Annotated in this window: 26 protein-coding genes and 5 tRNA genes; 12 read left to right on the top strand and 19 right to left on the bottom strand. The window is 69.7% G+C overall.

The features are described from left to right. The first annotated feature begins 24 nt into the window (after nt 1-24). Nucleotides 25-1,230 carry an FAD-dependent monooxygenase gene (locus tag AQJ46_RS29795; RefSeq protein ID WP_059208499.1) on the top strand — a complete coding sequence of 402 codons (1,206 nt, stop codon included), beginning with the start codon at nt 25-27 and terminating at the stop codon, nt 1,228-1,230. Here AQJ46_RS29795 and thiD read toward each other — a convergent pair. Continuing rightward, nucleotides 1,205-2,005 (bottom strand): bifunctional hydroxymethylpyrimidine kinase/phosphomethylpyrimidine kinase, encoded by an 801-nt coding sequence (gene thiD, locus AQJ46_RS29790; RefSeq protein ID WP_059208498.1) that lies wholly within the window; start codon nt 2,003-2,005, stop codon nt 1,205-1,207. The genes AQJ46_RS29795 and thiD overlap by 26 nt on opposite strands. Further along, complete coding sequence (locus AQJ46_RS29785) at nt 2,002-2,970, bottom strand: thiamine-phosphate kinase (RefSeq protein WP_059208497.1); 969 nt, start codon at nt 2,968-2,970, stop codon at nt 2,002-2,004. Before AQJ46_RS29785 ends, thiD begins: the two co-directional genes overlap by 4 nt. Nucleotides 2,971-3,176: 206 nt before the next feature. Between AQJ46_RS29785 and AQJ46_RS29780 the strand changes: the two genes are divergently transcribed. Both AQJ46_RS29780 and AQJ46_RS29775 read left to right on the top strand, forming a co-directional pair. After that, nucleotides 3,177-3,410, top strand: coding sequence for an Lrp/AsnC family transcriptional regulator (locus AQJ46_RS29780; protein WP_057616476.1), 234 nt, complete (start codon nt 3,177-3,179; stop codon nt 3,408-3,410). Nucleotides 3,411-3,430: 20 nt separating this feature from the next. Beyond that, nucleotides 3,431-3,913 (top strand): DUF3515 domain-containing protein, encoded by a 483-nt coding sequence (locus tag AQJ46_RS29775; RefSeq protein WP_059208496.1) that lies wholly within the window; start codon nt 3,431-3,433, stop codon nt 3,911-3,913. Nucleotides 3,914-3,924: 11 nt separating this feature from the next. Here AQJ46_RS29775 and AQJ46_RS29770 read toward each other — a convergent pair whose 3' ends face one another. The 3 genes from AQJ46_RS29770 to AQJ46_RS29760 all read right to left on the bottom strand — a co-directional run bounded on the left by AQJ46_RS29770 (nt 3,925) and on the right by AQJ46_RS29760 (nt 6,936). Further along, entirely contained in the window at nt 3,925-5,082 is a 1,158-nt protein-coding gene (locus AQJ46_RS29770; protein WP_059208495.1) for a D-alanine--D-alanine ligase family protein, read from the bottom strand. Between the two features lie 82 nt (nt 5,083-5,164). Continuing rightward, a complete protein-coding gene (locus AQJ46_RS29765; protein ID WP_059208494.1) occupies nt 5,165-6,175 on the bottom strand; it encodes an NAD(P)H-dependent glycerol-3-phosphate dehydrogenase in 1,011 nt (336 codons plus the stop codon). After that, nucleotides 6,172-6,936 (bottom strand): lysophospholipid acyltransferase family protein, encoded by a 765-nt coding sequence (locus AQJ46_RS29760; RefSeq protein ID WP_059208493.1) that lies wholly within the window; start codon nt 6,934-6,936, stop codon nt 6,172-6,174. The genes AQJ46_RS29765 and AQJ46_RS29760 overlap by 4 nt, the downstream gene beginning before the upstream one ends. 155 nt (nt 6,937-7,091) lie before the next feature. Here AQJ46_RS29760 and cofC point away from each other — a divergent pair, with 155 nt between their 5' ends. Together cofC and AQJ46_RS29750 are read left to right on the top strand one after the other, a co-directional pair. Beyond that, nucleotides 7,092-7,730, top strand: a complete 639-nt coding sequence (gene cofC / locus AQJ46_RS29755; RefSeq protein WP_059208492.1) for a 2-phospho-L-lactate guanylyltransferase — start codon at nt 7,092-7,094, stop codon at nt 7,728-7,730. Between the two features lie 9 nt (nt 7,731-7,739). Next, complete coding sequence (locus AQJ46_RS29750; protein WP_059208491.1) at nt 7,740-7,931, top strand: hypothetical protein; 192 nt, start codon at nt 7,740-7,742, stop codon at nt 7,929-7,931. A gap of 71 nt (nt 7,932-8,002) precedes the next feature. Here AQJ46_RS29750 and AQJ46_RS29745 read toward each other — a convergent pair whose 3' ends face one another. From AQJ46_RS29745 to leuC, 4 genes are all read right to left on the bottom strand, one after another. Beyond that, on the bottom strand, nt 8,003-8,644 hold the full coding sequence (locus AQJ46_RS29745; protein ID WP_059208490.1) for an HU family DNA-binding protein: 642 nt from the start codon (nt 8,642-8,644) through the stop codon (nt 8,003-8,005). 137 nt (nt 8,645-8,781) lie between these two features. Next, nucleotides 8,782-9,012, bottom strand: coding sequence for an SCO5555 family protein (locus AQJ46_RS29740; protein ID WP_007384922.1), 231 nt, complete (start codon nt 9,010-9,012; stop codon nt 8,782-8,784). A 298-nt stretch (nt 9,013-9,310) separates the two neighbouring features. Continuing rightward, nucleotides 9,311-9,904, bottom strand: a complete 594-nt coding sequence (gene leuD, locus AQJ46_RS29735) for a 3-isopropylmalate dehydratase small subunit (RefSeq protein WP_057616463.1) — start codon at nt 9,902-9,904, stop codon at nt 9,311-9,313. A gap of 5 nt (nt 9,905-9,909) precedes the next feature. After that, on the bottom strand, nt 9,910-11,334 hold the full coding sequence (gene leuC, locus AQJ46_RS29730; RefSeq protein WP_057616461.1) for a 3-isopropylmalate dehydratase large subunit: 1,425 nt from the start codon (nt 11,332-11,334) through the stop codon (nt 9,910-9,912). A gap of 188 nt (nt 11,335-11,522) precedes the next feature. Between leuC and ndgR the strand changes: the two genes are divergently transcribed. Next, nucleotides 11,523-12,239: an IclR family transcriptional regulator NdgR gene (gene ndgR, locus AQJ46_RS29725; protein WP_007384919.1), complete on the top strand. Its 717-nt coding sequence runs from the start codon at nt 11,523-11,525 to the stop codon at nt 12,237-12,239. Nucleotides 12,240-12,456: 217 nt separating this feature from the next. On the opposite strand, the gene AQJ46_RS29720 is transcribed toward ndgR, so the two are convergent. Then, entirely contained in the window at nt 12,457-12,969 is a 513-nt protein-coding gene (locus AQJ46_RS29720; protein ID WP_059208489.1) for a DUF4188 domain-containing protein, read from the bottom strand. 80 nt (nt 12,970-13,049) lie between these two features. On the opposite strand from AQJ46_RS29720, the gene AQJ46_RS29715 reads away from it, so the two are divergent. After that, nucleotides 13,050-13,694: a MerR family transcriptional regulator gene (locus AQJ46_RS29715; RefSeq protein WP_059208488.1), complete on the top strand. Its 645-nt coding sequence runs from the start codon at nt 13,050-13,052 to the stop codon at nt 13,692-13,694. 52 nt (nt 13,695-13,746) lie between these two features. On the opposite strand, the gene AQJ46_RS29710 is transcribed toward AQJ46_RS29715, so the two are convergent. The 6 genes from AQJ46_RS29710 to AQJ46_RS29685 all read right to left on the bottom strand — a co-directional run bounded on the left by AQJ46_RS29710 (nt 13,747) and on the right by AQJ46_RS29685 (nt 15,087). Further along, a tRNA-Glu gene (locus AQJ46_RS29710) sits at nt 13,747-13,819 on the bottom strand. Nucleotides 13,820-13,847: 28 nt separating this feature from the next. After that, nucleotides 13,848-13,919: transfer RNA gene (locus AQJ46_RS29705), tRNA-Gln, on the bottom strand. Between the two features lie 20 nt (nt 13,920-13,939). Further along, nucleotides 13,940-14,012 (bottom strand) — tRNA-Glu (locus tag AQJ46_RS29700). A gap of 62 nt (nt 14,013-14,074) precedes the next feature. Then, nucleotides 14,075-14,147 (bottom strand) — tRNA-Glu (locus tag AQJ46_RS29695). Between the two features lie 42 nt (nt 14,148-14,189). Then, nucleotides 14,190-14,261: transfer RNA gene (locus AQJ46_RS29690), tRNA-Gln, on the bottom strand. A gap of 91 nt (nt 14,262-14,352) precedes the next feature. After that, entirely contained in the window at nt 14,353-15,087 is a 735-nt protein-coding gene (locus tag AQJ46_RS29685; RefSeq protein ID WP_059208487.1) for an HAD family hydrolase, read from the bottom strand. Nucleotides 15,088-15,183: 96 nt separating this feature from the next. On the opposite strand from AQJ46_RS29685, the gene AQJ46_RS29680 reads away from it, so the two are divergent. Beyond that, nucleotides 15,184-15,468 carry a type II toxin-antitoxin system RelE family toxin gene (locus AQJ46_RS29680; RefSeq protein ID WP_057616454.1) on the top strand — a complete coding sequence of 95 codons (285 nt, stop codon included), beginning with the start codon at nt 15,184-15,186 and terminating at the stop codon, nt 15,466-15,468. A 57-nt stretch (nt 15,469-15,525) separates the two neighbouring features. Here the strand turns inward: AQJ46_RS29680 and gltX are convergent, their stop codons facing one another. From gltX to AQJ46_RS29665, 3 genes are all read right to left on the bottom strand, one after another. Beyond that, on the bottom strand, nt 15,526-17,010 hold the full coding sequence (gene gltX, locus AQJ46_RS29675; protein ID WP_079072476.1) for a glutamate--tRNA ligase: 1,485 nt from the start codon (nt 17,008-17,010) through the stop codon (nt 15,526-15,528). Continuing rightward, the gene (locus AQJ46_RS29670; RefSeq protein WP_057616450.1) at nt 16,994-17,779 is read right to left on the bottom strand and encodes a fumarylacetoacetate hydrolase family protein; all 786 of its coding nucleotides are present in this window, start codon (nt 17,777-17,779) and stop codon (nt 16,994-16,996) included. Before AQJ46_RS29670 ends, gltX begins: the two co-directional genes overlap by 17 nt. Nucleotides 17,780-17,930: 151 nt before the next feature. Continuing rightward, nucleotides 17,931-18,113 (bottom strand): hypothetical protein, encoded by a 183-nt coding sequence (locus AQJ46_RS29665; RefSeq protein WP_057616447.1) that lies wholly within the window; start codon nt 18,111-18,113, stop codon nt 17,931-17,933. Nucleotides 18,114-18,677: 564 nt separating this feature from the next. On the opposite strand from AQJ46_RS29665, the gene AQJ46_RS29660 reads away from it, so the two are divergent. The 4 genes from AQJ46_RS29660 (at nt 18,678) to AQJ46_RS29645 (ending at nt 23,923) form a co-directional block, all read left to right on the top strand. Next, nucleotides 18,678-22,433: a sensor histidine kinase gene (locus AQJ46_RS29660; RefSeq protein ID WP_059208485.1), complete on the top strand. Its 3,756-nt coding sequence runs from the start codon at nt 18,678-18,680 to the stop codon at nt 22,431-22,433. A gap of 9 nt (nt 22,434-22,442) precedes the next feature. Continuing rightward, the gene (locus AQJ46_RS29655) at nt 22,443-22,856 is read left to right on the top strand and encodes a roadblock/LC7 domain-containing protein (protein ID WP_003993189.1); all 414 of its coding nucleotides are present in this window, start codon (nt 22,443-22,445) and stop codon (nt 22,854-22,856) included. A 112-nt stretch (nt 22,857-22,968) separates the two neighbouring features. Continuing rightward, nucleotides 22,969-23,367: a DUF742 domain-containing protein gene (locus tag AQJ46_RS29650; protein WP_003973454.1), complete on the top strand. Its 399-nt coding sequence runs from the start codon at nt 22,969-22,971 to the stop codon at nt 23,365-23,367. Continuing rightward, entirely contained in the window at nt 23,348-23,923 is a 576-nt protein-coding gene (locus AQJ46_RS29645) for a GTP-binding protein (protein WP_007384912.1), read from the top strand. Before AQJ46_RS29650 ends, AQJ46_RS29645 begins: the two co-directional genes overlap by 20 nt. Nucleotides 23,924-24,167 lie beyond the last annotated feature (244 nt).

The raw sequence follows: 24,167 nt of genomic DNA, 5'->3' as shown, positions 1-24,167 counted from the left end.
GCGGCTCCGCCGAGGCTGCCGTGCATGACGAACAAGAAGCACGACCTCAGCCACCTCACCGTCCTGATCTCCGGCGCCAGCGTCGCCGGCCCGGCGCTCGCGCTGAACCTCGTTCGGTACGGCGCCCGGGTCACCGTCGTCGAGAAGGCGCCGGAGCTGCGCCGCGGCGGCTTCGCCGTCGACTTCCGGGGGCACGTCCACCGCAGGGTGCTCCAGGAGATGGGCATCTGGGACGAGATCCACGCCCGCCAGACCCACATGGGACGGCAGGTGGTCGTCGACGCGCACGGCACCCCCAAGGTGGACCTGCCGTCGGACATGATGAGCGGGGACGTGGAGATCTTCCGCGGTGAGCTCGCGCACCTCATGTACGAGCGCACCAGGGACCGCGTCGAGTACCTGTTCGGCGACTCCATCGCCACGCTCACCGACACCCCTGACGGTGTCGACGTCACCTTCGACACCCACGAGCCCCGCCGCTTCGACCTGGTGATCGGGGCGGACGGCCTGCACTCCCACACCCGCTCCCTCGTCTTCGGCGACGAGTCCCGCCATCTGCGCTTCCTCGACCACTACGTGGCCGGCTTCGAGGTCCCCAACGACCTGGGCCTGGACCGCACCGGGCGGGTCTACAGCGAGCCCGGCCGCGCGATCGCCCTCGGCAACTACGACGGCGACCCGGACCGCGCGGGCGCGCTGCTGGTCTTCCGGTCCGAGCCGCTGTCGTACGACCGCCGGGACCTCGCCGCGCAGAAGCGGATCCTCGCCGAGAAGTTCGCGGGGACGGGCTGGGCGGGGCCGAGCGTCCTGAAGGCACTGGAGGCGGCCGACGACCTGTACTTCGACGCGATCGCGCAGATCCACGTCGACCGGCTCACCCAGGGGCGCGTGGCGCTGCTCGGGGACGCGGGGTACGGGGCCACGATGGGCGGGATGGGGACCGGGGTGGCGATCGTCGGCGCGTATGTCCTCGCCGGTGAACTCGCCCTGGCGGGTGGGGACCACCGTACGGCGTTCGCGGCCTACGAGGCGCGGATCGCGGACTTCGCGAAGGGCTGCCAGAAGACCTCGGGCAACGCGGGCCCGTTCTTCGCGCCGGCCACCGAGCGGCGGATCCGCAGCCGGGACCGGATGTACCGGCTGCTCGCCTCCCGTCCGCTGGCCGCCTTCTTCAAGCGGCTCACCGAGAAGTCGGCGACGAACATCAAGCTCCCCGAGTACCCCGTGTGAGTGCCCAGCCATGGTCCACGGGCCCGATCCCGTCACCGAGCGCGAACCCGGCGGCGATCGCCCCGGTGACGTACTCCTTGGCCGCCGTCACCGCCTCCGGCACGGACTGCCCCTTCGCCAGCTGCGACGCGATCGCGGAGGCGAGGGTGCAGCCCGTGCCGTGCGTGTGCCGGTTGTCGTAGCGGGATGCGCGGAGCCAGTACTCCTCGGATCCGTCGGTGAGCAGGTCCACGGCCTCGCCCGGGAGATGGCCGCCCTTGATGAGCACCCACTTCGGTCCGTACGACAGGACGGCCGCGGCGGCCTCGCGCAGCTGATCCTCCGACTCCACCTGGACGCCTGCGAGTTGGGCGACCTCGTCGAGGTTCGGGGTGGCGACGGTGGCGACCGGGAGCAGCTTCGTGCGGACGGACTCCAGGGCGGACGAGGCCAGCAGCGGGTCCCCGTGCTTGGAGACGCCGACCGGGTCGACCACGGCCGGGGCGTCCGTGGCTCCGAGCAACTCGGCCACCGCCTCGACGAGTTCGGCCGAGGCGAGCATCCCGGTCTTCACGGCCTGGACGCCGATGTCGTCCACGACACTGCGGTACTGGGCCCGCACCGCCTCGACGGGCAGCTCCCAGGCACCCTGTACGCCGAGGGAGTTCTGGGCGGTGACGGCCGTGACGACACTCATGCCGTGCACGCCGAGCGCGAGCATGGTCTTCAGGTCGGCCTGGATCCCGGCGCCTCCGCCGGAGTCGGAGCCGGCCACCGTGAGCACCAGGGGCTTCACGACTCGATGTCCCCGCCGAAGTGGTCCCAGCCGCCCTTGCTCGTCCAGGGCGCCCCGTCGACCGTCACCTGGGGCAGGGCCGAGGGGTTGAGGACCTCGCCGATCACCTTCCAGCGGGCCGGCAGCTTCACGTCCGGCGAGAAGGTCGCCACGATCGCGTGGTCCTCTCCCCCGCTCAGCACCCACTGCATGGGGTCGACACCGACGGCCTGCCCGATGTCGTTCATCTGGGTGGGGATGTCGATCGCGCCGGAACGGATGTCGATGCGGACCTTGCTGGCCTCGGCGATGTGTCCGAGGTCGGCGATCAGCCCATCGCTCACGTCGCACATCGCGGTCGCGCCGAGCGCCGCGGCGGCCGGGCCCGCGTGGTACGGCGGCTCGGGGCGCCGGTGCGCCTCCACGAACGCGCGCGGCGAGCGGAAGCCGCGGGAGAGCACCGCGTACCCGGCCGCGGACCAGCCCAGCCAGCCGGTCACCGCGACGAGGTCGCCGGGCTGGGCGCCGGCCCGGGTCACCGGCTCCTGGCCCCGCAGATCGCCGAGGGCGGTGATGGAGACCATGATCGTGTCTCCCCGTACGACGTCCCCGCCGACCACCGACGCGCCGGCGACCTGGCACTCGTCGCGCAGGCCGTCCATGAGCTCCGAGGCCCAGGTGACGGGGAGTTCGGCGGGCACGACCAGGCCGAGCAGCAGGGCGGTCGGCACGGCACCCATGGCGGCGATGTCCGCGAGGTTCTGCGCGGCCGCCTTGCGGCCGACGTCGTAGGCCGTGGACCAGTCGCGGCGGAAGTGCCGGCCCTCCAGAAGGATGTCGGTGCTCGCCACGACCCTGCGGTCGGGTGCGGCGACCACCGCGGCGTCGTCGCCGGGACCCACCCGGACCGCCGGGGTGGTGGTGAGACGGGAGGTGAGCTCCCTGATGAGCCCGAACTCACCGAGCTCACCAACAGTGCCCTTCATTGCCCTTACGCCCCTTCTGTGCCGTGCCGTGCCCGGTCGCGCGTCATCAGTGTCCTCGATACGGTCGAGGGGACCGTGAACTTCTGTCGTGTCCGCACCCCGGCGCGGGCGTCCACGCCGCCGCGGGTCTCCCCGCGACGAGCGGCGACGCGATACCGTGGCGTTCCTTTTCCCCACATGATCCTCGTGGCCGCCCTGGAGGTTCCGTGGTACAGGCGTACATCCTGATCCAGACGGATGTCGGCAAAGCGTCGACCGTCGCCGAGACGATCAGCAAGATTCCTGGAGTCATCCAGGCCGAGGACGTGACAGGACCGTATGACGTGATCGTCCGTGCACAAGCCGACACCGTGGACGATCTGGGCCGCTTGGTGGTCGCCAAGGTCCAGCAGGTGGATGGCATCACCCGTACCCTGACCTGCCCGGTCGTCCATCTGTAGCCCCCGTCTAACCTTGGCCGGTGAACTTCTTCCGTCACCGGCCTCTTGGTCTGCCCGCGCTCGCCCTGCTGATCACGGTCGCGGGCTGCTCCTCCGCAGACGACAGCGCGTCGGCGGTGGTTCCCTCGCCGGGGGCGGGCGTCACGAAGCTCTGCCGAGAACTGGACCGGGTACTGCCGTCCAAGGTCGACGACCAGGACCGTCGGGATCCCGAGCCCGCGTCCGCGCTGACCGCGGGCTGGGGTGACCCGGCGATCATACTGCGGTGCGGTGTCGAGCGGCCCTCGAAGATGGACGACCCGGAGGCCGACGGGGTCGATGCGAACGGGGTCGGCTGGCTGCTGGAGGAGCAGGACGACGGGTCGTTCCGGTTCACCACGACCCTGCGGAAGGCGTATGTCGAGGTCACGATCCCCAAGGACCGCGCCGGCGACGGCATGGCACCCCTGGTGGATCTGGCATCCGCCGTGAAGAAGGCGATCCCCGAGGGGATCGCCGACTAGCTGCCGACCGGCTAGCGAAGCCCCGTCGACCTGCGCAGTGCCGCCTCGATCAGCCTGTCCACCAGCTCCGGGTAACTGATCCCGCTCTTCTCCCACATCTGCGGGTACATCGAGATCGGCGTGAAGCCCGGAAGCGTGTTGATCTCGTTGATCACGAACTCGCCGTCCTCGGTGAGGAAGAAGTCCGCGCGGACCAGGCCCTCGCAGGAGGCCGCGTCGAAGGCGTCGACCGCGAGCTTCTGGACCTCGGCCGTCTCCTCGGGCGTGAGCGGCGCGGGCACGATCCCCGGGGTCGAGTCGATGTACTTCGCCTCGAAGTCGTAGTAGGCGTGCTCCTGCGGCGGGGGGATCTCGGCCGGCACCGACGCGCGCGGTCCGTCCTCGAACTCCAGGACACCGCACTCGATCTCGCGGCCCCGCAGCGCCGCCTCCACGAGGATCTTCGGGTCGTGGCTCTGCGCCTCGGCGATCGCCTCGTCCAGGCCGGACAGGTCGTCGACCTTGGTGATGCCGATCGACGAACCCGCGCGCGCGGGCTTCACGAACAGCGGCCAGCCGTGCTGGCCCGCGAAGTCGACGATCTTCTTGCGGGCCGCGGACTCGTCCCGCTGCCACTCGCGCGGCCTGATCACCACGTACGGACCGACCTTGAGCCCGAAGGAGGTGAACACCCGCTTCATGTACTCCTTGTCCTGGCCGACGGCCGAGGCGAGCACCCCCGCGCCGACGTACGGGACGCCGGAGAGCTCCAGGAGGCCCTGCAGGGTGCCGTCCTCGCCGTAGGGGCCGTGCAGGACGGGGAAGACGACGTCGACCTCGCCGAGCGCCTTGGGCACCGATCCCGGCTCGCTGTAGACGACTTCACGGTTCGCGGGGTCGACGGGGAGCACCACGCCGCCCTCGCTCGACTCGGCGAGTTCCTCGACACTCGGCGTACGGCGCTCGGTGATCGCCATGCGTTCCGGTTCGTCGGCGGTGAGCGCCCAACGGCCGTCCCGGGTGATGCCGATCGGCAGGACGTCGTACTTGGTCCGGTCGATGGCCCGCAGTACGGCGCCGGCGGTGACCACGGAGATCCCGTGTTCGGAGCTGCGCCCGCCGAACACGACGGCCACGCGCGGCTTGCGAGGCGGCTGCTGAGGGCTCTGGGGGAGGTTCTCGGTGCTCATATCGCGTTGAGAGTACCCGTTGGTAGTGCCCGGATACAGCGTGCGCCCCCGCGGCGAACGAGGCAAAAAACGAGGTCGTAGCTCAGCGTCGCTCGGGTTTCGCGCTGCGCGACATCAGCTCCTTGACGGCGACCACCGGGGCCTTGCCCTCGTGCACGATGCCGACGACGGTCTCGGTGATCGGCATGTCGACGCCGTGCCTGCGGGCCAGATCCAGCACGGACTCGCAGGACTTGACGCCCTCCGCGGTCTGCTTGGTGACCGCGATGGTCTCCTGCAGGGTCATGCCCTTGCCGAGGTTGGTGCCGAAGGTGTGGTTGCGCGACAGCGGTGAGGAGCAGGTCGCCACCAGGTCGCCGAGACCGGCGAGTCCGGAGAACGTCAGCGGGTCGGCGCCCATGGCGAGTCCGAGCCGGGTGGTCTCCGCGAGACCGCGCGTGATGAGCGAGCCCTTGGCGTTGTCACCGAGGCCCATGCCGTCCGCGATGCCGACGGCGAGGCCGATGACGTTCTTCACGGCGCCGCCGAGTTCGCAGCCCACCACGTCGGTGTTGGTGTACGGGCGGAAGTACGGCGTGTGGCAGGAGGACTGGAGCCGCCGGGCGACCGCCTCGTCGGTGCAGGCGACCACGGCGGCGGCCGGCATCCGGGCGGCGATCTCCCGCGCGAGGTTGGGTCCAGTGACCACGGCGATGCGGTCGGCGCCGACCTTCGCGACGTCCTCGATCACCTCGCTCATCCGCATGGCGGAGCCGAGTTCGACGCCCTTCATGAGGGAGACGAGGACGGTGTCGGGCGCGAGCAGGGGGGTCCACTCGGCGAGGTTGGCGCGCAGGGTCTGCGAGGGGATCGCGAGGACGGTCAACTCCGCGTCGCGCGCGGCCTCCGCGGCGTCCGAGGTCGCCCGGAGGTTCTCCGGGAGTTCGACGCCGGGAAGGTAGTCCGGGTTCGTCCGCGTGGAGTTGACGGCTTCCGCGAGTTCGGGACGCCGCGCCCACAGGGTGACCTCGCACCCCGCGTCGGCGAGCACCATGCCGAACGCGGTGCCCCATGAACCGGTACCGAAGACGGCCGCCTTGACGGGCTTGCTCACTTGCTCTTCTCCCCCTCGTGGCCGTTCTGTGCCTGGGTCCGGCGCCGCTGCTCGATCCGCTCGCGGCGCGGGTCGTACGCCGCCTCGGGTGCCTTCACGCCGCGGATCTGCTCCAGCTGGGCGGTGACAGCGGCCATGATGACCTCGGTGGCCTCCTTCAGGAGGTCCGGGGTCATCTCCTTGCCGTAGAACGGCGACAGGTCCACGGGCGGCCCCGCGAGGACGTGCGAGGTCTTGCGCGGAAGCACGTGGAGCTTCTTGGCGTACGGCGGCAGCAGTTCGTTGGCGCCCCACTGCGCGACGGGGATCACCGGGCACTTGGTCTGCAGGGCCACCCGCGCGGCACCGGTCTTGCCGACCATGGGCCACTGGTCGGGGTCCCGGGTGATGGTGCCCTCGGGGTAGAACGCGACGCATTCGCCGCGGTCCACGGCGTCGATGGCGGCCCGGAAGGCGCTGAGCGCGTCCGTGGTCTCGCGGTAGACGGGAATCTGCCCCGTGCCGCGCATCATGGCGCCGATGAATCCCTTGTTGAAAAGACCGCTCTTCGCGAGGAATCGCGGAACGCGTCCGGTGTTGTACTGGAAGTGCGCGTACGCGAAGGGATCGATGTGCGAATTATGGTTGACCGCGGTGATAAATCCGCCGTCGGCCGGAATATGCTCCATTCCGCGCCAGTCCCGCTTGATCAGAACCACGAGCGGCGGTTTGGCGATCACCGCTGCCAGGCGGTACCAGAAGCCGATTCTGCGGCGGGGCACGCGGACACCTTCCTCTAGGGCCTGGGGGGCCGCACAAGTGTCGCCCCAGGCCGCCGGTCTGTCGAGAACACCGTACGCCCCGCCACCGACACCGCCAGATGGGCCGCGTGACGACTGAGTGACAATGGCCGCCACGAGAGAAGGACGGAACACGCGTGCAGTGGACGTTGGTCATCCCGCTCAAGCCCTTGGCGCGGGCCAAGAGCAGGCTCTCGGACACCGCCGACGACGGGGTGCGCCCGGGTCTGGCCCTCGCCTTCGCCCAGGACACCGTGGCGGCCGCGCTGGCCTGCCCCGCGGTCGGCGATGTGGCGGTCGTCACGGATGACGCCCTGGCGGGCCGCGAACTGGCGGCCCTCGGCGCCCGGATCGTCCCCGACGAGCCGCGGGGCGGCCTGAACGCGGCCCTGGCGCACGCGGCGGCCGTCGTACGGTCCACGCGTCCCGACAGCGCCCTCGCGGCCCTGAACGCCGATCTTCCGGCGCTGCGGCCCCTGGAATTGGCCCGGGTCCTCGACGCAGCCGCGGAATTCCCGCGCGCTTTTCTCGCGGACGCCGCAGAAATCGGCACCACTCTGCTGGCGGCCCGACAAGACGCGGAATTGCGCCCGACCTTCGGTCCGGATTCCCGCGCACGACATCGCGCCTCGGGAGCGACGGAACTCCCCCTCACCGGGGTGGATTCCGTACGGCAGGACGTGGACACCGGCGAGGACCTGCGGGCCGCGCTCGCCCTGGGCGTGGGCCCCCGGACGGCCGCCGCCGCGGCGCGGTTGCTGATTCCCGGGCAGTAGGCTGCGGCCATGCAGGCGACCGCGTACACGTACGACCCCGAAAGCCGCAGCGGGCAGGTACTTCTCGACGACGGCACCCCCGTCCCCTTCGACACACCGGCGTTCGACGCGGGCGGTCTGAGGCTGCTGCGTCCCGGACAGCGCGTGCGCATCGAGATGGACGGGGACAAGGTCACCCTGGTGACCCTCCTGACCTTCTGAACCCCCTGTGCACACGCCGCGGGCCGGACTCCGATGCGGAGTCCGGCCCGGCGCGTGAGTGCCCTGTGCCCTTACCTCTTGCGGGCCGTGGCCTTCTTGGCGGTGGTGGTGCGAGCCGTCGACTTCCTGGCGGGGGCCTTCTTGGCGGTCGCCTTCTTCGCCGGGGCCTTCTTGGCCGTCGCCTTCTTGGCGGTGGTCTTCTTCGCGGCGGTGGTCTTGGCGGTCGCCGTGGTCTTGGCGGGCGCCTTCTTCGCCGTGGTCTTCTTCGCGGCGGCCGTCGTCTTCTTGGCCGTCGTCTTCCTCGCGGTGGTCTTCTTGGCGGCAGCGGTCTTGGCGGTGGCCTTCTTCGCGGCCGCCTTCTTGACCGTCGCCGAAGCCCCGCCGGTCAGGCTGCCCTTGGGCGCCTTCTTGACCGCGACGTCGTTCTTCGGGAGCTTCTTCGTGCCGCTCACCAGGTCCTTGAAGCCCTGGCCCGCGCGGAAGCGCGGAACGGAGGTCTTCTTGACCCGAACCCGCTCGCCCGTCTGGGGGTTACGGGCGTAACGGGCCGGCCGGTCGACCTTCTCGAACGAACCGAAGCCGGTGACCGAGACCCGGTCGCCCGCGACCGTAGCGCGGACGATGGCGTCCAGGACCGCGTCGACCGCGTCGGCGGCCTGCTGGCGGCCGCCGACCTTGTCGGCAATCGCTTCTACGAGCTGCGCCTTGTTCACGTCTTCCCCTTCGGAGACATTGCCAGAACGAAAGTGTTCAAGCTTTTTCGCACGTTAGGCAGATATATACCGCAAATCAAACACGAAACGGGCTTATCACCCTTGTGCCGCAACGAACTCGGCTGCTCTGGACGTGTTCAGCGTTCCTCTTCCGGGATTCGACCCGCGTCGAGGTCGGCCATGAACCCCTCCAGACGCCTTGTCGCTTCGACGACGTCGTGCTTGGCCGCGGCCGTAATGACCAGCAGCTTCCGGGTCAGCGCCATCCGTACGCCCTCCGGGACTTGCAGTGCGCGCACCCTTGCGTGCGCTTCCTTGAGTTGGTCCGCGACTGCCGCATAGAGCTCGAGTTGGCCGTCGTGTTCCATGCACAGATTGTGCCATCTGGGGCGAGTTGTCGCCTGCTAGGGGTGCAACTGCCGCCTCAAACGGCCTTCCGGGCACATCCGGAAGCCACGGCTACAAGGGACGCGTACCCCGACAACACCCGCCGTAACGTGGGAAGTTGAACGGGCGTGTCGCATCGCGCGGGGCCGAACGGGCGCAGACACGGCCGTACCCCCGATCGGGCTGATCGGGGGTACGGCGGGGGTGTTGAGGTGGCCGAAACTCGACCTGTTCAGTTGCTCCGAAGGAGGGTTCCGGGTGGTCCGCCCGCCCTCGGGGTCAGCTCTGCAGCGTCCGCGGCTTGTACGAGGGCCGCTTGGCCTCGTACGCGGCGATGTCGGCCTCGTTCTGGAGGGTGATGGAGATGTCGTCCAGGCCGTTCAGCAGCCGCCAGCGGGCGTTCTCGTCGAGTTCGAAGGCGGCGGTGATGCCCGCGGCACGCACCTCACGGGCCTCGAGGTCCACAGTGACCTCAGCAGTCGCGTCCTTCTCGGTGAGCTCCTGCAGCGCGTCCACGATCTTCTGCTCCACGATCACCGTGAGCAGGCCGTTCTTGAGCGAGTTGCCGCGGAAGATGTCGGCGAAGCGGGACGAGATCACGGCCTTGAAGCCGAAGTTCTGCAGCGCCCAGACGGCGTGCTCACGGGAGGACCCGGTACCGAAGTCGGGACCGGCGACCAGCACGGTCGCACCCTTGCGCTCGGGCTGGTTGAGGATGAACGACGGATCCTTGCGCCAGGCCTCGAACAGTCCGTCCTCGAACCCGTCCCGCGTCACCTTCTTGAGCCAGTGAGCAGGGATGATCTGGTCGGTGTCGACGTTGGAACGGCGCAGCGGGACGGCCCGGCCGGTGTGCGTGGTGAATGCTTCCATGACTCTCAGACTCCAGCGGCGACAGGGGCGTCGGACAGGTCGGCGGGCGAAGCCAGGTGGCCCAGCACGGCGGTCGCGGCCGCGACCTGCGGCGACACCAGGTGCGTACGACCGCCCTTGCCCTGCCGGCCCTCGAAGTTGCGGTTGGAGGTGGACGCGGAGCGCTCACCGGGGGCCAGCTGGTCCGGGTTCATGCCCAGACACATCGAGCAGCCCGCGTGCCGCCATTCGGCGCCGGCCTCCTTGAAGACGACGTCCAGGCCCTCGGAGACGGCCTGCAGACCCACGCGCGCGGAGCCGGGAACGACCAGCATCCGTACGCCGTCGGCGACTTTGCGGCCCTTGACGAGCTCGGCGGCGGCGCGCAGGTCCTCGATACGGCCGTTGGTGCACGAACCTACGAAGACGGTGTCCACCTTGATGGAGCGCAGCGGCTGCCCGGCCTCCAACCCCATGTATTCCAGGGCCTTTTCGGCGGCGAGGCGCTCCGAAGCGTCTTCGTACGAAGCAGGATCGGGGACGTCCGCCGAAAGCGGCGCGCCCTGGCCGGGGTTGGTGCCCCAGGTGACGAACGGCGCCAGCTCGTCGGCCTTGATGACGACCTCGGCGTCGAACTCGGCGTCCTCGTCCGTCTTCAGCGTCTTCCAGTACGCGACGGCCGCGTCCCAGTCCTCGCCCTTGGGCGCGTGCGGGCGGCCCTCGAGGTAGTCGAAGGTGGTCTGGTCGGGGGCGATCATGCCCGCGCGGGCGCCGGCCTCGATCGACATGTTGCAGATGGTCATGCGGGCTTCCATCGAGAGCTTCTCGATGGCGGAGCCGCGGTACTCCAGGACGTAGCCCTGGCCGCCGCCGGTGCCGATCCTGGCGATGATCGCCAGGATCAGGTCCTTGGCGGTGACGCCGTCGGGCAGTTCGCCGTCGACCGTGATGGCCATGGTCTTCGGGCGGACCAGCGGCAGCGTCTGGGTGGCCAGGACGTGCTCGACCTGGGAGGTGCCGATGCCGAACGCCAGGCCGCCGAAGGCACCGTGCGTGGAGGTGTGGGAGTCGCCGCAGACCACGGTCATGCCGGGCTGGGTCAGTCCGAGCTGCGGACCCACCACGTGCACGACGCCCTGCTCGACGTCGCCCAGCGGGTGCAGGCGCACACCGAAGTCGGCGCAGTTCTTGCGCAGCGTCTCCAGCTGGATCCGGGAGACCGGGTCCGCGATGGGCTTGTCGATGTCGAGGGTCGGGGTGTTGTGGTCCTCGGTGGCGATGGTCAGGTCGAGCCGGCGCACCTGGCGACCGCTCTTGCGCAGACCGTCGAAGGCCTGCGGGCTGGTCACCTCGTGCAGCAGGTGCAGATCGATGAAGAGGAGGTCGGGCTCGCCCTCGGCGCGCCGGACGACATGGTCGTCCCAGACCTTCTCCGCGAGTGTCCTACCCATCGCTTTCCCTCCGGCCGGCAAACGTCCACCGGCCCAACTAGAGATCTTGAGGAGACGGCGCCCGGCCCCAGTTCACGGGCGCCCGTCACCAGGCCCGTACGGTCACCGGGCCGCTGTGTCTACAAGGGTTGCGCGTCTCACGAAAAAAGGAACTTGCGTTTCACAGAGTGAGACGTGAGTATCGTTTCATGGACAACAGTAGCGGCGTCGGCGTTCTGGACAAGGCAGCCCTTGTCCTGAGCGCTCTGGAGTCCGGTCCGGCCACCCTCGCGGGCTTGGTCGCGGCGACCGGACTGGCACGACCCACGGCCCACCGGCTGGCCGTGGCTCTGGAACACCACCGCATGGTGGCACGCGACATGCAGGGCCGTTTCATTCTGGGCCCGCGCCTGGCCGAGCTGGCCGCGGCCGCCGGCGAGGACCGCCTCCTCGCGACGGCCGGCCCGGTGCTCACGCATCTGCGGGACATCACCGGCGAGAGCGCACAGCTCTACCGCCGCCAGGGCGACATGCGTATCTGCGTCGCCGCGGCGGAGCGCCTGTCGGGCCTCAGGGACACGGTCCCGGTCGGTTCGACGCTCACCATGAAGGCGGGTTCCTCGGCCCAGATCCTGATGGCCTGGGAGGAGCCGGAGCGCCTGCACCGCGGCCTCCAGGGCGCCCGCTTCACGGCCACGGCCCTGTCGGGCGTACGGCGCCGCGGCTGGGCCCAGTCCATCGGTGAGCGCGAGCCGGGTGTCGCGTCCGTGTCCGCGCCCGTACGCGGTCCCTCCAACCGCGTGGTGGCCGCCGTCTCGGTCTCCGGCCCCATCGAGCGCCTGACCCGCCACCCGGGTCGCATGCACGCCCAGGCGGTCATCGACGCCGCCGCCCGCCTCTCCGAGGCACTGCGCCGCACGGGCTGAGGAGAACCCCGTCGGAACGAGACCGGCCTCAACGCCGCGGCAGGTCTTGGACCGACGGGAAGATGCCTCACCCGGGGGCGCGGGGAACTGCGCGACCAGCCCCCACGGGCCCGCACCTGCTCCCCTCCGAAGCCCGTACGGCGCAGAGAATCTGCCACCACAGGCAGTCGCCCGTCCGACCCGCCGTCGTGGCTCGTCGCGCAGTTCCCCGCGCCCCTCAGGGAGTCACGCTCCCGGACTTGTAGGCGAACCGTTCCTTGGCAGACCGCCCCCTGCGCTCAACCGGCACCTGACCATGCGCCGCCGCCAGTCCGAACGCCGGCATGTCCGCGTAGATCGACTCGTAGGAGCCCTCCGGCACCACGTACGCCTCGTGCCACAGCCCCACGTGCCGGCGTGTCCTCCCCGCCTTCTCCTTGCGGTTGATGATCGCCCACGCCCTGTGGTGGAACATCTCAGGCGAGTGCGCGTAGGCGTACAGCTTCTCCTTCGACTCCCAGTACTGGACGACGTAGTACGTCCGCGGTGAGGCCGTCAGCAGTACATGCGAGAGCAGCCCCCGCTCGGGAGCCTTCTGCAGTTCCCGCAGCATCCGCGGCATGGCCAGGAGTACCGGGGCCCAGTGGTGCACGGCCCAGAAGTGGTTGATGCGCATTCCGATCAGCAGGACGACCACGTCCTTCTCCGCGGACGCGGTGGTGCGGCCTGCGGCGACCTTCTTCCCGACCATGGGACCCCCTCGTTGGCGAGCAGCACTATCCGACTGCGGCATGTTTGGATAGTGCCGGTATCCGAGAGGGGGTGCAAGAGATGCGCCTGGCCGAACTCAGCGAGCACAGCGGTGTGTCGACCGCGACGATCAAGTACTACCTGCGCGAAGGGCTGTTGCCGCCGGGCCGTCAGATCAACGCCACCACGGCCGACTACGACGAGGAGCACCTACGGCGGCTGCGGCTGGTGCGCGCGATGATCCAGGTGGGCCGGGTGCCGGTGGCGAAGGTGCGCGAGGTCCTCGGACACGTGGACGACGACTCCCTGGGTCGCTCGATCCGTCTCGGCGCGGCACTCTGGGCCCTGCCGCAGGTGCCCGAGCCGGACGAGGACGACGAGTACGTCCGGGCCGCGCACCAGGAGGTCATCGCACTCCTGGACCGGCTCGGCTGGGAGAACGCCAAGCAACTCACCACCATCTCCCCCGCATACCGCTCGCTGGTGGTGACGGTGGCCGCGTTCCGCCGGCTCGGCTATGCGTGGGGGGCCGAACAGCTCGCGCCGTACGCCGAGTTGATGCACCGGACAGCCGTCCTCGACCTGGACAACCTGGAGACGCACCCCTCGGAGGCGGAGCGGGTCGAGTTCGCGATCCTGGGCGCGATCATCAACGAGCCGCTGCTGCAGGCTCTGCACCGGCTGGCCCAGGAGGAGGAGTCGACGCGGCGGTACGGCTTCGAATGAGCTCCCGGACACGGCGAAGGCCCTCCACCGAAGTGAAGGGCCTTCCTCTACGTACCCCCGACCGGATTCGAACCGGCGCTACCGCCTTGAGAGGGCGGCGTGCTAGGCCGCTACACAACGGGGGCGTGGAGCCTGCGTTTCCGCAGGTCCGAGCTGGTCTACCTGGACTCGAACCAAGAATGACGGTACCAGAAACCGTAGTGTTGCCAATTACACCATAGACCAAGGTGATTTAGACTAAATCGTACCCCCGACCGGATTCGAACCGGCGCTACCGCCTTGAGAGGGCGGCGTGCTAGGCCGCTACACAACGGGGGCCCTAGCGATCCTGCATGAGAGTCAGCGGGTGCGACCCTGACTGACCCTCCGGGAAGGATCTGTACCCCCGACCGGATTCGAACCGGCGCTACTGCCTTGAGAGGGCAGCGTGCTAGGCCGCTACACAACGGGGGCTTCGCGGAATTGATCTCCGCCTTTGCAGATGAGCTCTGCGAGCTGGCCTACCTGGACTCGAACCAAGACTAACTGAACCAGAATCAGTCGTGCTGCCAATTACACCATAGGCCACTGGAACTCAAGCCCCTACGGGGATCTTGTTCTAGTTTGCTCCTCCGGATCCCGGCCTTTCGGCCCGCTCCCCGGCGGCGCAGGAAGAACATTACCTGAAGGTGGACGGGGCTCCAAAACGACTATCCGCGCCGAGGATCGCGGGGAGTTCGGCGAGCGAGGCGATGCGCCGCGGTCCGGCGGGGGTGGGGACATGGGCGTGCACACTGCCGTCGCGGTCGACCCAGACCGACAGCAGTCCGGCCTCGGCGGCACCCCGGCCGTCGATCTCCGGGTGGTCGCCTACGTACGCCACCTGGTGCGGGGCCAGCTCCAGGGCGTCGCAGGCCGCGAGGAAGGCTCCGGCCTCGGGCTTGGAGACGCCCAGTTCGGCGGCGCACAGGATGACCTCGAAGCGGTCGTGCACGCCGAGCACGCGCAGTTTGTGGTCCTGGACGCGGATGCTGGAGTTGGACAGCACGGCGTGTCGGTGACTGGCGGCGAGGGCGTCGAGGGCGGGCAGCACGTCGGGGAAGAGGGCCCAGGCGGTCTCGTAGTGCGCGATGTACCGCTGGAACCAGGCGTCCGCCTCCGTGTCGGTCAGCTCCTCGCCCAGGAACACCCGCACCCGGTCCCGCCGCTGACCCTGGAAGTCGACCTCCCCCGCCGAGAACCGCGCCCACTGGGTTTCCGTGATCGCCCGCCACCGCACGATGGCCTGCTCGACGCTCTCGTACGCCTCGAGCAGCCCCTCGGCCGTCAGATGCAGACGCATTCCGATGCGGTCGGCCCCCGTGTAGTCGAAGAGGGTGTCGTCCACGTCCCAGACCACGGCCCGAATGCTCATGATCCGACGGTAACCCGGCGTCCGGGGCCGCGTCCGGCGATTGGGGCCCCTCAGGACTCGGGCGAGCGACGCGGGGTGGACTGGCACACTGGGCTCATGACCGAGTACCGCGTCCAGTTCACCGTCGAGGCCCGGGCGACGTACGACGCCCTGCCCGGAGAGCGTCGAGCCCAGTTGGACAAGGCCGTGCGGATACTGGCTCGGGACCCGTTCCGCAAGACATCGACCGCGCAGCTCGGGCCCGATGAGCACCTGCGTAAGGCCTATGTGGCGCCCGGCGTGATGCTGGAGTACATGGTGGCCGGCGCGATCATGGTCGTCGTGGTGCTGGAGATCTTCGACGAGAGCGCCTACCTGATCGACGAGAGCGACGCGGTCTGAGAGCGGCCGAGGGGCGGCAGCCGGAGTCCCGGTTGCCGCCCCTCACGCGTGCGTGCGTTACGACGTCAGCTTCTCCAGCGCCGCGTCGATGCGGGCCAGCGTCGTCTCCTTGCCCAGGATCTCCAGGGACTCGAAGAGGGGCAGGCCGACCGTGCGGCCGGTGACGGCCACGCGGACCGGGGCCTGGGCCTTGCCGAGCTTGAGTCCGTGGGTCTCGCCGGCGGCCAGTACGGCCTCCTTGAGGGACTCCGGCGAGGTCCAGTCCGCGGACTCGAGCTTCTCGCGGGCCGTGCGCAGCAGGGCGTCCGAGCCCTCCTTCATCGCCTTGGTCCAGGAGGGCTCGTCGAAGACCGGCTCCGGCAGGAACAGGAAGTCGACGTTGTCGGTGATCTCGGAGAGGACCTTGAGACGGGTCTGGGCGTGCGGGGCGATCGCCTGCCACTTCGTCTCGTCGAAGTCCTCCGGGGACCACGGGGCGAAGGGAGCCTTCAGCCACGGGGCGCAGCGCTCCGTGAAGTCCTTCACGTCCAGGAGACGGATGTGGTCGGCGTTGATCGCCTCGCACTTCTTCAGGTCGAAGCGCGCCGGGTTGGGGTTCACGTCCGCGATGTCGAAGGCCGCGATCAGCTCGTCGGTGGTGAAGATGTCCTTGTCCGCCGAGAGCGACCAGCCCAGCAGGGACAGGTAGTTGAGCAGGCCCTCGGGCAGGAAGCCGCGCTCCCGGTACAGGTTGAGCGAGGCCTGCGGGTCACGCTTGGAGAGCTTCTTGTTGCCCTCGCCCATCACGTACGGCAGGTGCCCGAAGGCGGGCACGGACTTCGCCACGCCGAGTTCGATCAGCGCCTTGTACAGGGCGATCTGGCGTGGGGTGGAGGACAGCAGGTCCTCGCCGCGCAGGACGTGCGTGATCTCCATCAGCGCGTCGTCGACCGGGTTCACGAGCGTGTACAGGGGCGCCCCGTTGGCTCGTACGATCCCGTAGTCCGGCACGTTCTCCGCAGTGAACGTCAGCTCGCCCCGGACCAGGTCCGTGAAGGTGATCGTCTCGTCGGGCATACGGAAGCGGACGATGGGCGTACGGCCCTCGGCGACGTACGTGGCGACCTGCTCGTCGGTCAGGTCGCGGCAGTGGCCGTCGTAGCCGGACGGCTTGCCGGCGGCGCGGGCGGCCTCGCGACGGGTGTCCAGCTCCTGCTGGGAGCAGTAGCAGTGGTACGCGTGACCGGCGTCCAGGAGCTTGGCGGCGACGTCCTTGTAGAGGTCCATCCGCTGCGACTGCCGGTACGGCGCGTGCGGGCCGCCGACCTCGGGGCCCTCGTCCCAGTCGAAGCCCAGCCAGCGCATCGAGTCGAGCAGCTGGTTGTACGACTCCTCGGAGTCGCGGGCCGCGTCGGTGTCCTCGATGCGGAAGACGAGCGTGCCCTGGTGGTGCCGGGCGAACGCCCAGTTGAACAGGGCGGTGCGGACCAGACCCACGTGGGGGTTACCGGTGGGCGAGGGGCAGAAACGTACGCGGACGGGTGCGCTAGCCACGCTTGACAACCTTGTTGGTGAGAGTGCCGATGCCTTCGATGGTGACGGCGACCTCGTCGCCGACGGTGAGCGGCCCGACGCCTGCCGGGGTGCCCGTGAGGATCACGTCGCCGGGGAGCAGCGTCATGGCCTCGGAGATGTTGACGATCAGATCCTCGATCGGGTGGATCATCTCGCTGGTACGGCCGAGCTGGCGTTGTTCGCCGTTGACGGTGAGCTGGATCGTCAGGTCGGAGGCCGTCTCCAGGTCCAGGTCCGTCTCCACCCAGGGGCCGAGCGGGCAGGAGGTGTCGAAGCCCTTGGCCCGCGCCCACTGCTTCTCGCGCTTCTGGACGTCCCGGGCGGTGATGTCGTTCGCGCAGGTGTAGCCGAAGATCACGTCCTTGACGCGCTCGCGCGGCACCTCGCGGCACATACGGCCGATGACGACGGCGAGTTCGGCCTCGTGGTGGACGTCCGCCGAGAAGGAGGGGTACTGGATCTCGTCGCCGGGGCCGATCACCGAGGTGGAGGGCTTGAAGAAGGCGAAGGGGACGTCCGGGACCTCGTTGCCGAGTTCCTTCGCGTGGTCGGCGTAGTTACGGCCGTACGCCACGACCTTGTTGGGGAGCACCGGGGGCAGCAGCCGGACCTTGCTGAGCGGGACCTTCGTACCGGAGAGCTCGAAGTCCGCGAACGGGATGCCCTTGATGATGTCGAGGACGAGCTCGTCCGGCCTGTCGCCCTCGACCGCGCCGAAGGCGACGTTCCCGTCGATGGAGAATCTGGCGATGCGCACGGGATCTGGGCGCCCCTCTACTCGGCCGGCTGGAGTCTGACGCTCCAGGCTAACGCGGGGAGGGGTGCCCCGAGGCTCTGGGACAGGCCCGTGCCTCGCGTGATACGCCCGGGCCACCTGCCCGCAGGGCGGTGATCCGGGCGCGCTACGGTTACTTGGCGGCGGAGACCGGGATCTCCATCAGGACCGTCCGCCGGGGGTTGGCGGTCTGGGCCGGGAGGGCGAGCGAGTGCTCCGGCTGCTCCGGGATCTGCAGTGCGTCGGCGTCCTCGAGGTGCGCCAGCGTCGTGCGCCGCGGGTTGGCAATGTTCCGGAACATCATCGTCGTCTTCACGGTTGTACTCGACCTCGACAGTGGTGGTTTGGACAGATGGAGCCTTCTTGTAAAGCGCCAGGCTAAACATGCCATTCCCCTCCGAAGCCGCGAAGACCTCATGATCGCTGTGTGAGTTTGCTCACTGACCTGTGGGCAAACCGGACAATCCACAGTCTTAACCCACCCCTACGAAACGGACATTGACTCCCTGAAGCCATCATTCCGCTCCTGATCATGGCGACTGGGACACCTACCCCCGCAGGGTGACTCGCGGACTTATGCCCGTTATCGACGGGAACGCTTCCCACACCGCGTGACGCTGCCCTCACGCGGTGTCACGTAGGTCACGGTCTGACCCTCGGACCTTGTTGGAGATCCGGCACTGTGCTGGAATTCCACGGACCGCCGCGGGATCGAACCGGCGCACAGGGGGCGCAGAGAAGCGCCGAGCGGCGGTGAGAAGGGGGAGCAGCGCCGGTCACTCAGATCACCCGGGGTGCGTATTCAGGGCGCTCCCCACAACGCCGACACCGTGCTCCGCCGTCCTGCGGAGGAGCGCCTGGTCCAGAGGTTGCGACGCTAGTGCAGGGACGTTTCAAGAGGGATGGCAGCGCTTCGGCCGAGCCGGAGCAGCACGGCGGGACTGGCCCCAATGTCGGCAGTTCCTCCCCCCAGCACGCCCAGAACCCGGGCCCGGCCGTCGACGGCGGTTCCGGCCCCGGGCGCCTCGGCACGTCGGCGTCCTCGGGCCCGGCGGCCCCGGCCAAGCCGACGGCGAAGCCCGCGAAGGGCCCGAACGGCCCGGGATCGCGCGTAGCCCTGCGCAACTGGCGCATCTCCACGCGCCTGGTGTCGCTGCTCGCGCTCCCCGTGGTGGCGGCCACCTCGCTGGGCGCGCTGCGCATCAACGACTCCATGGACGACATCCAGCAGCTCGACAACATGAAGCTGCTGACGGAGATGACGAAGCAGGCCACCGAGCTGGCCGCGGCCCTCCAGGACGAGCGCGACCAGTCGGCCGGTCCGCTGGCGCACGACTCCACGGCCAGCAACATCACGGTCAAGGGCTACCGGGACAAGACGGACCGGGCCGCGACCAACTTCATCAACGCCGCCGAGGACATCGACACCGCCGGCAAGGACGGCAACCTCCAGGGCGTCCGCGACAGCCTCGTCGGCCTCGTCCGCGACCTGGACACGCTGAGCAAGATCCGCAGCGACGCCTACGAGACCAAGGGCAACGCGACGCAGACGGTGGAGTCCTATCACCGCCTGATCACGCACCTGCTCGACCTCTCGCAGGACATGGCCCAGGCGACCAGCAACCCGGAGATGATCCAGAGCACGCGTGCCCTGGCGGCCTTCTCCTCCGCCAAGGAGTACGCGTCCAGCCAGCGCGCGATCCTCGCGGCGGCGCTGCCCGCCAACAAGAGCACACTGGGCAGCCTCTCCGAGACCGACCGGCTGTACGGCCAGGGTGCGCTCGACAGTGAGGCGTCCGACCTCAACACCTTCCGGAGCATCTACGGCGACAACAACGCCGAGGAGCTCCTGCAGCCCATCGAGGACGGCAACTCGAACATCGAGGCCGCCGACCAGTACGCCGGCCGTGCCTTCGGCCGCCAGGGGGGCCTCGCCGACCTGGACAAGCGCTCCTACAAGGACTGGGTCGACGACAGCTCGACCAAGATCCAGGAGATGGGCCGCATCGAGCACACGCTGCTCGAGGACATGGAGCAGAAGGCCCGCGAGCTGCGCAGCGCCACCGAGCGCGACGCGATCATCGCCGGTGCGCTGATCCTGCTCGTGCTCGGCGTCTCGCTGGTCGGCGCCTTCGTCGTGGCCCGGTCCATGATCCGCTCGCTGCGCCGACTCCAGGAGACCGCCACCAAGGTCGCCCAGGACCGGCTGCCCGAGCTGGTCAAGCAGCTCTCCGAGTCCGACCCGCAGGACGTCGACACGTCCGTGGAGTCGGTCGGTGTGCACTCCCGGGACGAGATCGGCCGGGTGGCCGCGGCCTTCGACGACGTGCACCGCGAGGCGGTCCGCCTCGCCGCCGAGCAGGCCCTGCTGCGGGGCAACGTCAACGCGATGTTCACCAACCTCTCGCGCCGCTCCCAGGGCCTCATCCAGCGTCAGCTCTCGCTCATCTCCGAACTGGAGTCCCGCGAGGCCGACCCGGACCAGCTGTCCTCGCTCTTCAAGCTCGACCACCTCGCGACCCGCATGCGCCGTAACGGTGAGAACCTCCTCGTCCTCGCGGGCGAGGAGCCCGGCCGCCGCTGGACCCGTCCGGTCCCGCTGGTCGACGTGCTCCGTGCCGCCGCGTCCGAGGTGGAGCAGTACGAGCGCATCGAGCTGGCCTCCGTGCCGACCACCGAAGTGGCCGGCCGCGTGGTCAACGACCTCGTGCACCTGCTCGCCGAGCTGCTGGAGAACGCGACCTCGTTCTCCTCGCCGCAGACCAAGGTCAAGGTCACCGGTCACGCGCTGCCCGACGGCCGCGTGCTGATCGAGATCCACGACACCGGCATCGGCCTCTCCCCCGAGGACCTCGCCGCGATCAACGAGCGGCTCGCCTCGCCGCCCACCGTGGACGTCTCCGTCTCCCGACGCATGGGCCTGTTCGTGGTCGGCCGGCTGTCGCAGCGGCACGGCATCCGCATCCAGCTGCGCCCGTCCGACTCCGGTGGTACGACCGCGCTGGTCATGCTGCCCGTGGATGTCGCCCAGGGCGGCAAGAAGCCGCAGCCCAAGCCCGGCCAGGGCGCGCCCGGTACCCCCGCGGCGGCTCAGGCCGCCGCCGGTGTGGCCGCGGCCCGTCGTGGCGGCGGCCAGGGCGGAGCCCTTGGCGGTGCGCCCGGTGCGGGCGGTGGCGCCCTCGGTGCCGGTGCCCCCTCGGGCGGGCGGCTCAGCTCCGGTCAGGGACCGCGGGCCGCGCTGCCCGGCAGTGGCCAGGGCGGTCGTCCCGGTGCGCCGGGCGGACCGCGAGGACCGCAGGGTCCGGGTACGCCTCCGCAGGGCCGGCCCGCTCCCGCCGGTGCCGGGTTCGGCGGCCAGGCACCGGGTGCTCCGCAGGGCCTCCAGGCCGCGGGCACGGGCGGTCCGGGTCAGGACGCCTTCAACGGTCAGGACGCTTTCGGCGGCGGCCGGGGCACCGTTCCCCCGCAGTCGCAGGCCCCGAACGCCGGCCAGGCTCCCGAGTCCGGCGGCCGGCGCCGTCGGCCGCAGCTGCCGGGCCGCGGTGGTCCGCGGGCCGAGTTGCCGGGCAGCAACCAGCAGCCCCGCACGCCGAGCTGGAGCGACGAGAACGCGCAGCCGCCGGTGCCGCGCGCCTCGCTCGACGTCCCGCGCGGCCACGACGAGCAGGACCCGGCCGCCACCTCGCGGATGCCGCGGATCGACGACCACCGGGGTCCGGCGAGCACCTCCGAGTTCCCGCGGCCGGACTTCGACGCGCCGCAGAACACCGGCCAGTTCCCGGGGCCGGGTGCCGGCGGTCCGCAGGGCGACTTCCCCCGTCCGGGTGCGGTCGGCCCTCAGAACACGGGCCAGTTCGTCCGCACGGACGTCTTCGGTACTCCGCCCGGGCAGAACAGCGGTTCGCAGACCGGGCAGTTCGCGACTCCGCAGGCGTACGACAGCGGCTCGACGGGCCAGTTCGCGATGCCGGGCTATGACGGCAGTTCCACCGGGCAGCATTCCCTGCCGGGCCGTCAGGACCCCGCGTCCACGGGCCAGTTCGAGCGCCCCCAGGCCAACGGCGCCGACTTCGGCGCCCCGCGGCCGCCCATGCCGCCGCGTCCGCAGCAGCGGCCGGTCCGCCAGGAGCCGGAGGCGCTGCCGCCGGCGGGTCCCGGTGACGGCCGGACGCCGCTGTACGACACGCTCGAGACCAACTGGTTCCACGGCAGCCAGCAGCAGGGACAGGGGCAGCCGGCCAACGGCAACGGCTCCTCCCCGGCTCAGGCCCCGCGGCAGCAGCAGGCTCCCGCGGCCCCACAGAGTTCTGCCGGCGCTCCGCAACGGCCCGCGGCCTCCGCGGCCTGGCGCAGTTCGCCCAACGACGACCTCGTCCGGCAGGCGGAACGTGTCCGCCAGCCGGCCGCGGGCGGTGTCACCACCTCCGGTCTGCCGCGCCGGGTACCCAGGGCGAACCTCGTCCCGGGTACGGCTCAGCAGCAACAGCACCAAAGCGGTCCGGCTGTCTCGCGTGCGCCTGACGACGTGCGCGGTCGGCTGACCAATCTCCGTCGGGGTATCGCGCAAGGTCGTCAGGTCGGCGGTAACGGCCAGACGGGCAGCTTCCCGAACCCCACTCACCAGCAGGAGCGTTAGTTGAGCCCGATGAGCCAGGCGGCACAGAACCTCAACTGGTTGATCACCAACTTCGTGGACAACACCCCAGGGGTGTCCCACACCGTCGTCGTGTCCGCCGACGGCCTCCTTCTGGCGATGTCCGAGGGCTTCCCGCGCGACCGTGCCGATCAGCTGGCGGCCGTCGCTTCGGGGCTGACCTCGCTCACGGCGGGTGCCTCACGGATCTTCGAGGGCGGCAGCGTGGCCCAGACCGTCGTGGAGATGGAGCGGGGATTCCTCTTCCTCATGTCCGTCTCGGACGGTTCCTCGCTCGCGGTCCTCGCCCATCCGGAATGCGACATCGGCCTGGTCGGATACGAGATGGCCCTGCTGGTCGACCGCGCGGGCGCAGTGCTCACGCCCGACCTGCGAGCCGAGCTTCAAGGCAGTCTGCTCCACTGACCCGCCCGGATCCACCCGTCTCACCAAATCACCGTCCGGCCGCCACAGTCTCCCCCCACCGGCCTCTTCAGACGGCTTGCCCTACCGACTTGCTGTCCCGCCCGGAGGATTCATGACCCCGCCCACCGCCTCTCATGATCCGTACGCGGAGCCGTACGAGGATGAGGGCGACCAGCCGCTGGTACGTCCGTACGCGATGACCGGCGGCCGGACCCGGCCGCGCTACCAGCTCGCCATCGAGGCTCTGATCAGCACCACGGCCGACCCGGCGGCGCTGATGGGGCTCCTCCCCGAGCACCAGCGCATCTGCCACCTGTGCCGTGAGGTGAAGTCGGTCGCCGAGGTCTCGGCCCTGCTCGCCATGCCGCTCGGTGTGGCCAGGATCCTCGTCGCGGACCTCGCCGAGGCCGGACTGGTGGCCATCCACCAGCCGGGCGGCGACGAGAACAACGGCGGCGCTCCCGATGTGACGCTGCTCGAAAGGGTGCTCAGTGGACTTCGCAAGCTCTGACGCGGGGCGGGCCACCACCTCCGCGAAGATCGTGGTGGCGGGTGGCTTCGGCGTGGGCAAGACCACGTTCGTCGGCGCGGTCTCCGAGATCAACCCGCTGCGCACAGAGGCCGTCATGACGTCCGCGAGCGCGGGCATCGACGACCTCACCCACACCGGTGACAAGACGACCACCACGGTCGCCATGGACTTCGGCCGCATCACCCTGGACCAGGACCTGATCCTGTACCTCTTCGGTACGCCCGGACAGGACCGCTTCTGGTTCATGTGGGACGACCTGGTCCGCGGTGCCATCGGCGCGGTGGTGCTGGTCGACACCCGGCGGCTGGCCGACTGCTTCCCCGCGGTCGACTACTTCGAGAACAGCGGTCTGCCCTTCGTCGTGGCCCTCAACGGCTTCGACGGGCACCAGCCGTACGCTCCCGAGGAGGTGCGCGAGGCCCTGCAGATCGGGCCGGACGCACCGATCATCACGACGGACGCCCGGCACCGGTCGGACGCCAAGAGTGCCCTGATCACACTGGTCGAGCACGCCCTCATGGCGCGTCTGCGGTAACGCCCCGAAGGCGTGTCGATCTGCTCCCAAGTCAAAAGCGTCATACGGCAGTTGTCGTAGATGTCCCGGAGCCGGCTGTGGTCTTTGACACGGCCGGCCCCGGCGTTCATAACGTTTCGGCAGAGGAATCGGGTGGTACGGCCACGCGTGGTTGCCAGCCGGTCTCGCTGCGCTCACAACGGCCCCGTCTTTTGACGGGGCTCGTTCTTTATGACCGTTTTATCTGGGGCTTACATCACGCGGA

The organism is Streptomyces canus, assembly GCF_001514145.1.
GTDB lineage: Bacteria > Actinomycetota > Actinomycetes > Streptomycetales > Streptomycetaceae > Streptomyces > Streptomyces canus.
The sequence above is the reverse complement of the archived record's forward strand: the minus strand, read 5'-3'. Positions and strand labels throughout refer to the sequence as shown.

Excerpts from the sequence above, each read along its gene's own strand:
- AQJ46_RS29795 (WP_059208499.1), top strand. The coding sequence starts at position 25 with ATGACGAACAAGAAGCACGACCTCAGCCACCTCACCGTCCTGATCTCC.
- AQJ46_RS29785 (WP_059208497.1), bottom strand. The coding sequence starts at position 2,970 with ATGAAGGGCACTGTTGGTGAGCTCGGTGAGTTCGGGCTCATCAGGGAG.
- AQJ46_RS29770 (WP_059208495.1), bottom strand. The coding sequence starts at position 5,082 with ATGAGCACCGAGAACCTCCCCCAGAGCCCTCAGCAGCCGCCTCGCAAG.
- AQJ46_RS29750 (WP_059208491.1), top strand. The coding sequence starts at position 7,740 with ATGCAGGCGACCGCGTACACGTACGACCCCGAAAGCCGCAGCGGGCAG.
- AQJ46_RS29740 (WP_007384922.1), bottom strand. The coding sequence starts at position 9,012 with ATGGAACACGACGGCCAACTCGAGCTCTATGCGGCAGTCGCGGACCAA.
- leuD (WP_057616463.1), bottom strand. The coding sequence starts at position 9,904 with ATGGAAGCATTCACCACGCACACCGGCCGGGCCGTCCCGCTGCGCCGT.
- leuC (WP_057616461.1), bottom strand. The coding sequence starts at position 11,334 with ATGGGTAGGACACTCGCGGAGAAGGTCTGGGACGACCATGTCGTCCGG.
- ndgR (WP_007384919.1), top strand. The coding sequence starts at position 11,523 with ATGGACAACAGTAGCGGCGTCGGCGTTCTGGACAAGGCAGCCCTTGTC.
- AQJ46_RS29720 (WP_059208489.1), bottom strand. The coding sequence starts at position 12,969 with ATGGTCGGGAAGAAGGTCGCCGCAGGCCGCACCACCGCGTCCGCGGAG.
- AQJ46_RS29715 (WP_059208488.1), top strand. The coding sequence starts at position 13,050 with ATGCGCCTGGCCGAACTCAGCGAGCACAGCGGTGTGTCGACCGCGACG.
- AQJ46_RS29685 (WP_059208487.1), bottom strand. The coding sequence starts at position 15,087 with ATGAGCATTCGGGCCGTGGTCTGGGACGTGGACGACACCCTCTTCGAC.
- AQJ46_RS29680 (WP_057616454.1), top strand. The coding sequence starts at position 15,184 with ATGACCGAGTACCGCGTCCAGTTCACCGTCGAGGCCCGGGCGACGTAC.
- AQJ46_RS29655 (WP_003993189.1), top strand. The coding sequence starts at position 22,443 with ATGAGCCAGGCGGCACAGAACCTCAACTGGTTGATCACCAACTTCGTG.
- AQJ46_RS29650 (WP_003973454.1), top strand. The coding sequence starts at position 22,969 with ATGACCCCGCCCACCGCCTCTCATGATCCGTACGCGGAGCCGTACGAG.